Below are 7,919 nucleotides of genomic sequence, written 5' to 3' on the forward strand. Positions count from 1 at the left end.
CTGCGGTTAAGCAGAGGCCAGGGCTGCCATTCAGCCGCAATGTCTGATCAAGAGACGAACACCACCCAGCAGCTTGTGGTGATTCGGCGAGGAGGCAATGATCTGGGAACCGTGCCGTGATTGCGGCGGTGATCCTCGCTGCCACCGCCGTTTACGCCATCAACGTCGGGTGCACGACCAAGAAAGAAACATCTCCCGCCAAGAACATTGAGCGGGTAAAGGATGCCGCTTGCAAAGCAATCGAGTCGCGAAACTAACCAGCAGCTTCAGCGATGTTGTGGGCCGGCCTCTCTCAGGAGACGCTGGCCTTTTCCTTCGATTCGGAACCCTTGAAGTTAGTCTCCTTGGATTCGCCAGCCTGAGCCTTGATCTGCTGGGCCGCTTCCTCCGCTAGGAAATCGCCGTCGGAACGGCCAACGGCCGATGGAACAGGGTTGTAAACGGATGGAGCCAGGGCCTCGCCCCGGATCAGACTGCCCAGGGTGCGGAGGGTGAGCTTGATCTGCTGCCAGGGGTTCATCATCACCACCCGCTTGTACAGATAGCTATCGAAGGTCAGCTTCTGCACGTCCTTGTCGTCGCACATCTCGACGAAGGCTTCCCGGGCAGCGTCGTTGCGGTAAAAGATTCGCTGCAGGATGTCGAGCACCGCATAGGTGGCGCCGTATTTGCGGTCCCAGCGCTTGAGGTAGGTAGACTTGATCTGCTTTTCAGTGGGGATGGAGACACCGTTGTTGGAGATTTCCACGATGGCTTCGGCACACATCCGGCCGCTCTTGGCAGCGAAATAAATGCCTTCCCCGGAGCTCTTGGTGACATAGCCCGCTGCATCGCCCACCAGGGCCATACGGCCCACGACCCGACGCCGACGGGGGTGCTCGGGGATCGGATGAGCTTCCACCTTGATCACTTCACCCTGGAACAGACGCTTGTTGGCCCGCTCACGGATGCCCTTCTGCAGACCCTTGATCAGGCTCTGGTTCTGCTGCATGGTTCCCGTTCCCACGGCAACGTGGTCGTATTTGGGGAACACCCAGGCATAGAAGTCGGGCGAGACGTCCGTTCCGACGTACATCTCAGCCAGATCTTCGTAATAGGTCATCTCCTCAGCAGGAAGCTTGATCCGTTCCTGGAAAGCGATGGCCACGTTGTAATCGCCGGCGTCCATGGCTTTCGCTACCCGGGAGTTAGCGCCATCGGCACCAATGATTAGATCCACGGCCAGGGTCTTCTGCTCACCGGTAGGGCCACCGCCGCTATAGTCGGCGTAATGGATGGTGTAAGGGCCCTGACGGTCCGTACCGGTGTCGATCTTCTGCACCAGGCCATTGATCAGGGTTGTGCCTAGATCGGCGGCTCTGTTGCGAAGGAAGGCATCGAACACCTCACGACGGCACATGCCGATGTAGGCGTTTTCGTCGTAGCCGAGGGGGTCCAGCTTGATATCCACCTCTCTGTTGGATGGGGAAATCATCTTCATGTTGCGGACCTTGCGGTCGATGATTTCGTCGGGCAGGTCGAACTCTTCGACCATGCAGAGCGGAATAGCCCCACCACAGGGTTTGGCGTTGTCGAGTTTGCGCTCGAACAGCCAAGTCTCAATTCCCGCCTTGGCCAGAATTTCGGCAGCACAGGAGCCACTGGGGCCACCGCCGATCACCGCAACTCGCAACATCTCAGCCCGTCTCCGCTGGATTGTTTTGTGAAGCTATCACTGCCACAAAAGCCATTGTGGGTTGACCTGGCTGCTGCCTTTACGATCGAAACAACACGCATCAGCGCCTTGGCTCGGGCCTCCTCTGCGCGACGCACCGAGCGGGAGGACATTCCGGTCGCCCGTCGAACACGACAGCCGCGTCAACGCAAGGGAGATGGCGCAGTTGGTTTGCTGTTCGGGCTCGTTCTCATCTGTGCCGGAAGCCTGGCTGCGGTCATGCTGGCTCCCAGCCTGCTGTCCCGGCGGCAGCCCACCCAGAGCCTAGAGATTTCAGGTTTTCGAGAACGTCCCGACGTCGATGGCCGTCTGCTTGGTCACTTCCCTTATGGAGAGGCGGATGCCGATCAACTCATCGTCTTTGAACCGGGGATTGAGCTGAATGTGGAGGCCGCCGAGGCCCTCAACACGATGATGCGTTCCGCCTTGGCTGACGGAGTCGATCTGCGTCTGCTCAGTGGATTCCGCTCTCTGGCCCTTCAGGAATCGATTTTCTTTGACGTGGCCTCCGAACGGAACCAGACCGCCGAAGAGCGAGCCCAGGTGTCGGCTCCTCCGGGCTACTCCGAGCACAGCACAGGTTATGCCGTGGATCTCGGCGATGGCCGTTTTCCTGAAACCAACCTCTCCCAGAGCTTTCAAGACACCGAAGCCTTTCGCTGGTTGCAGGACTATGCGGCCAGATATCACTTCGTGTTGTCCTTCCCTGAGGACAACAAACAGGGTGTGATGTACGAACCCTGGCATTGGCGCTACGAGGGCAATGCGGATGCACTGCGTTTGTTTGAGCCGGCCAGTCGGTTCTCCAGGCGCGACTCTTGAACGTCCCCGAACTGCTGTCACCCGCCGGCGACTGGGTTGCGATGAGGGCAGCCGCCACCTCCGGTGCCGATGCGGTGTATTTCGGCGTTGATGCCTTCAACACCCGGCAGCGGGCTGAGAACTTCCGACTGGATGACCTGCCCCCGCTGATGCAGTGGCTGCATCAGCGGGTGATGCTGGCCCAGGAGTTGGCCCTGCGTGATCTTGAGCGCCTGCAGACACAACTGGTCTAGCGGAACCTTGCGATGCCGTTGGAGGTGTTTGTGCACGGCGCCCTTTGCGTCGCCTATTCCGGTCAATATCTGACCAGTGAATCCCTCGGGCAGCGCAGTGCCAATTGAGGTGAGTGTGCCCAGGTCTGTCGCCTGCCCTACGAAATGGTGGTGGACGGTCAACCCCACCCTCTTGAAGACCAGCGATACCTCCTCTCGCCCCAGGATCTAGCGGCCTGGGAGCTGTTGCCGGAGTTGCAGCGCATCGGCGTGGCCAGCCTCAAGTCGAAGGGCGCCTGGAGGACGCTGCTTACGTGGCTGCCGTCACCGACGCCTATCGGCAGCGCCTGGATCAGACCCCCGCTTCGTTGTCACAGGTGCAACGCCAGCTTGAGCTGGCATTTTCCCGAGGTCTGTCCACAGGTTGGCTGGAAGTGGTGAACCATCGCCGTCTGGTGCATGGCCGCTGGAGCAAGAAGCGGGGCCCGCTTCTGGGGCAGTTGCTGCGGGTGGAACAGGGCAGTTGGTTGCATCTGCGCAGCCGGGAACAGCTGCAACCCGGTCAGGGCCTTGTGCTGGAACAGCTGTCGTCCGACCCCCTGCAGCCGCCTCGGGAGATCGGTAGCCGGATTATGGTGTGTGAGCGGATGAACGCTGGAAGCTGCGCCTCGGGTCAGAGCGTTTGGATGGCTCTGGCTTGAGACCTGGCGCCTTGGTCTGGCTCACCAGTGGTCCCGATTGGCAGTCCCGTTGGCAGCGGGCTGCCCGCCGCACGGTGGAGGCTCGGTCCCGGGATCTGGCGCTGCGGGTGTCCGGTCGGCTGAAGGCACCGCTGGAGTTGCACTTGCTGGCACCCCAGGGATTGGATCTGCAGCTCTGCAGCACCATGCCGCTGCAGAGCGCTTCGCAGCGCCCCCTCGATCGGGAACGGCTTGAGCAGCAACTGGGACGCCTGGGTGGAACCGGCTGGCCGCTTCAACATCTGGAGGTCCAGCTAGAGGGGGATCTTTTTCTGCCCATGGCCGAACTGAACCGCATGCGTAGGGCTTTGCTGGAGCAATTGAAGGTCTCGCTGGCTGACAGCACCGATTCAGCCCCTAGCCCTGCATCAACCAAAACGACAGACCCAACAGAGCTTCTAGCCCAGATGTCTCCCCCAGCTGAGCCCTCCCTCAGCGAGACCAAGCCAGGCTTGGTGGTGCTGGTGCGCAGCCTGGAGCAGTTGCAGGCCTTGGCGGATCTCTCGGGCACGGGTCTGCCGATTCGCTCGGTGGTTGCGGATCTCGAGCAGCCCCGGGAGCTGCGGGAAGCGGTGGCGATCGGTCGAGGCTGCTGGCCGGAAGGTGTTTGGTTGGCCGGGACACGGATCACACGGCCGGATGAACGCTGGAGTCTTGAGCCTTTTGATTCGCGCCCGCCCCGACGGCTTCCTGGTGCGAAATGCCGATCAGTTGAAGGTGCTGACGCCGCTGGCCCCTTGCATTGGCGACTTTTCCCTCAATACCACCAACCCCCTGAGTTTCCACTGGTATCGCGACCACTGGAAGCTGCAGCGGCTCATGGCCAGTTACGATCTCAACCTGTAACAACTGTCAGATCTGGCCGCTGCCGTTAATCCAGCGTTGCTGGAGGTCACCCTGCCTCAGCACATACCGTTGTTCCACATGGAGCATTGCTTGTTCTGTGCGTTCCTCTCGGACGGCAAGGACCACACCGATTGCGGTCGTCTCTGTGAAAAGCACCACGTCACCCTGCGAGATCGCAGCGACGTTGAACATCTCCTGCGGGCTGATCTGGGTTGTCGCAACACCCTCTTCAATGAAACAGCTCAGTCGGGTGTGGAAGCACCTCCGTCGCTGCTGCGGGCGGGCGCAGGATCCGCCTTGAACTGCTCAATGAGGATGCCATTGCGACGCGACGGCGTGTCAGCCTTTACGCCGAGGCTCTGGCAGGTCGGAGGCGACCCAGGACGTTTGGTCCCAGGAGCAGATCCACCGCCAGTTCGGCGTCACCCGCGGCAGTCTGCGGAGCAAGGCTCCGGAGCGCACCGTCGATTCTCACGTTGAGATAACCTGTCGCACTGCGCCTTTGGCGTTCTTCACAAATACTTACGGTCAGCCCGCATGAGCGCCAACAACAAGGCGATTCGCAACATCGCGATCATCGCCCACGTTGACCACGGCAAGACGACTTTGGTCGATTCGCTGTTGGCGCAGTCAGGAATTTTCCGTGACAACGAGGCTGTCCCCACCTGTGTGATGGACTCCAACGATCTGGAGCGTGAGCGGGGTATCACGATCCTGTCGAAGAACACAGCCGTCACCTACAACGACACCAGGATCAACATCGTTGACACTCCCGGTCACGCCGACTTCGGCGGTGAAGTGGAGCGGGTGCTGGGCATGGTCGACGGCTGTCTCTTGATCGTGGACGCCAATGAGGGCCCAATGCCCCAGACCCGCTTTGTGCTGAAGAAGGCCCTCGAACAGGGCCTGCGTCCGATCGTGTTCGTCAACAAGATCGACCGTGTTCGGGTGGATCCCGAGACCGCCGTCGACAAGGTGCTCGATCTGTTCATCGAACTTGGTGCTGATGACGATCAGTGCGATTTTCCCTATCTCTTCGGCAGCGGTCTTGGGGGTTTCGCCAAGCCCGACATGAAGACCGACAGCGACAACATGCGTCCGCTGTTCGATGCCATCCTTCGCCACGTTCCGCCCCCGGTTGGTGATCCGGAGAAGCCTCTCCAGCTGCAAATCACCACCCTTGATTATTCCGACTTCTTGGGCCGGATCATCATTGGCCGCGTTCACAACGGCAAAATCAAGCAGGGCCAGAGTGCTGCACTGATCAAAGACCACGGTTCCGTCAAGAAGGGCCGCATCAGCAAGCTGTTGGGCTTCGAGGGCCTTCAGCGCGTCGAGATTGAAGAGGCTTCCGCTGGAGATCTGGTGGCCGTTGCCGGTTTTGACGACGTCAACATCGGCGAAACTATCGCCTGCCCGGATGAGCCCACCGCTCTGCCGCTGATCAAGGTGGATGAGCCCACCCTGCAGATGACTTTCGTCGTCAACGATTCCCCGTTTGCAGGCAAGGAAGGCAAGTTCGTCACCAGCCGTCAAGTGCGTGACCGCCTGCAGCGTGAGTTGCTCACTAACGTGGCCCTGCGTGTGGAAGACACCGATTCACCCGACCGTTTTGCAGTGAGTGGTCGTGGTGAGCTGCACCTCGGTATCCTGATCGAGACCATGCGCCGTGAGGGCTATGAGTTCCAGGTTTCCCAGCCCCAGGTGATCTACCGCACCATTGATGGCACCCCTTGTGAGCCTGTGGAAACCCTGGTGATGGATGTCCCTGAACCAGCGGTCGGCAGCTGTATTGAAAAATTGGGCACCCGCAAGGGCGAGATGCAGAACATGGAAACCAGCGCTGATGGCCGCACCCAGCTGGAGTTCATCGTTCCCTCCCGCGGTCTGATCGGTTTCCGGGGTGAATTCATCCGCGCCACCCGCGGCGAAGGAATCATGAGCCATTCCTTCTATGAATACCGGCCGATGATGGGTGAATTCGACACCCGTCGCAATGGTGTTCTGATCGCCTTCGAAGAGGGAACGGCAACCTTTTATGCCCTGAAGAACGCCGAGGATCGCGGTCAGTTCTTCATCAGCCCTGGCACCAAGGTCTACAAGGGAATGATCATTGGAGAATATAACCGTCCCCAGGATCTGGAGATCAACGTCTGCAAGACCAAGCAGCTCACCAACATGCGTTCGGCTGGCGCTGAGGAATTGGACACGCTGCAAGCACCGGTTCAAATGACCCTTGAGCGTGCACTGGAATACATCGGACCCGATGAGATGCTCGAAGTCACCCCCGAGTCGATCCGTCTGCGCAAACTTCCCGGCAAGAAGCCGGCGAAGTCCAAGCGCTGATGCCGCAGGTGGATCCCCGTTTTCAGCAGGGGCTGGAGCTCTTCAATGCCGGTGAGTGGTACGCCGCCCACGATTTGTTTGAAGAGCTTTGGCATGAAACGGCTGATCCAGAACGGCGCAGCTTGCAGGGCATCCTGCAAGTGGCCGTGGCGCAGTTGCACCTCCAACGGGGCAACCGGCGAGGTGCCACAATTCTTTTCGGTGAAGCCTTAGGACGTTTGAAACGCCCGGGAACCCCAGATCTTGGCCTTGACCTTGCGTCCTTATGCCGTGCTGCACAACAGCGGCTTGAGGCGCTTCAACAGGATGGGGATCCCGAGTCATGCACTGTCCCAGTTCTGCAGTGCCGACACTGAAGCGCCGGTAATCTCGATGAACTTGGGCTGTTTGCGTGGGAGTCAAAGTGATGCTCCGTTCCGGAGCCCTTTTTTTAGCTCTGCCCCTTCTGGCACCCCTTTGTCCTTTGGTTCCGGTTCAGGCCCAGCAGCCTGCTGAAGCAGGGGTGATCACGATCGAATCGGATCTGCAATCGGCTGATAACAACACGGGCGTGATCACTGCCAGCGGCAATGTTCGTTTGGTGCATGCAGGTCGCGGTCTGGTGGCCACCAGCCGACAGGCCCAGTACTTCACGGAGGAAGACAGGATTGTGCTGAGCGGAGATGTGGATGTGATTCAGAACGATGGCAACCTGCTGCGCGCCGATCGCTTCACTTATTTGCTCGAGGAAGGTCGTGCGATGGCCACCCCTCTTCCTGGTCAGCAGGTGTTCAGTGAGTGGTCGCTTCAGCCCAGTCAGCCCGTGGCTGATGCCGATCCTGAGACCAGCTCGGTGACTCCATGACTCTGGAATTGTCGAATGTCACCATCGCACTTGGGGGCCGCCAGCTGCTGAAGCGCTTGGATCTGCAGCTATCCCCTGGCGAGGTGGTCGGCCTACTGGGTCCTAACGGAGCTGGAAAAACAACCACCTTCAATCTGGTGATCGGTCTTCTTTCCCCTGACCAGGGTGAGGTGATTGTTGATGGTTGGCAAGTCACCGATCTGCCCATGCCGGAACGGGCACGGCTTGGGGTGGGTTATTTGCCCCAGGAGGCCAGTGTCTTTCGCAATCTCACGGTGCGCGAAAACCTTGATATTGCCCTTGAGCAGAGCGATCTCAGTACCGAACAAAGGTGGGGTCGTCGTCAGCAACTGATTGAGGACTTCCACCTCACTGCGTTCATCAACCGCCGTGGT

At 59.7% G+C, this 7,919-nt stretch carries 6 protein-coding genes and 1 pseudogene; 6 read left to right on the plus strand and 1 reads right to left on the minus strand.

The features are described from left to right. Nucleotides 1-292: 292 nt before the first annotated feature. Nucleotides 293-1,675 carry a geranylgeranyl reductase gene (chlP, locus tag ACGVJ8_RS00695; RefSeq protein ID WP_392345024.1) on the minus strand — a complete coding sequence of 461 codons (1,383 nt, stop codon included), beginning with the start codon at nt 1,673-1,675 and terminating at the stop codon, nt 293-295. A gap of 108 nt (nt 1,676-1,783) precedes the next feature. On the opposite strand from chlP, the gene ACGVJ8_RS00700 reads away from it, so the two are divergent. The 6 genes and pseudogenes from ACGVJ8_RS00700 to ACGVJ8_RS00725 form a co-directional block, all read left to right on the plus strand. Then, nucleotides 1,784-2,536: a M15 family metallopeptidase gene (locus ACGVJ8_RS00700; RefSeq protein WP_392345025.1), complete on the plus strand. Its 753-nt coding sequence runs from the start codon at nt 1,784-1,786 to the stop codon at nt 2,534-2,536. Further along, nucleotides 2,533-4,875 (plus strand): annotated as a pseudogene (locus tag ACGVJ8_RS00705) (U32 family peptidase). Before ACGVJ8_RS00700 ends, ACGVJ8_RS00705 begins: the two are co-directional and overlap by 4 nt. Beyond that, nucleotides 4,872-6,680, plus strand: a complete 1,809-nt coding sequence (typA, locus tag ACGVJ8_RS00710) for a translational GTPase TypA (RefSeq protein WP_392345026.1) — start codon at nt 4,872-4,874, stop codon at nt 6,678-6,680. Before ACGVJ8_RS00705 ends, typA begins: the two are co-directional and overlap by 4 nt. After that, entirely contained in the window at nt 6,680-7,036 is a 357-nt protein-coding gene (locus tag ACGVJ8_RS00715; protein WP_392345027.1) for a DUF309 domain-containing protein, read from the plus strand. The genes typA and ACGVJ8_RS00715 overlap by 1 nt, the downstream gene beginning before the upstream one ends. A 50-nt stretch (nt 7,037-7,086) precedes the next feature. Beyond that, complete coding sequence (locus ACGVJ8_RS00720; RefSeq protein WP_392345028.1) at nt 7,087-7,524, plus strand: LptA/OstA family protein; 438 nt, start codon at nt 7,087-7,089, stop codon at nt 7,522-7,524. After that, a partial coding sequence (locus tag ACGVJ8_RS00725; RefSeq protein ID WP_392345029.1) for an ATP-binding cassette domain-containing protein occupies nt 7,521-7,919 on the plus strand: 399 nt, incomplete at its 3' end. The genes ACGVJ8_RS00720 and ACGVJ8_RS00725, both read left to right, overlap by 4 nt.

Source organism: Parasynechococcus sp., from assembly GCF_042954245.1.
In the GTDB taxonomy this organism is placed as follows: Bacteria; Cyanobacteriota; Cyanobacteriia; order PCC-6307; family Cyanobiaceae; genus Parasynechococcus.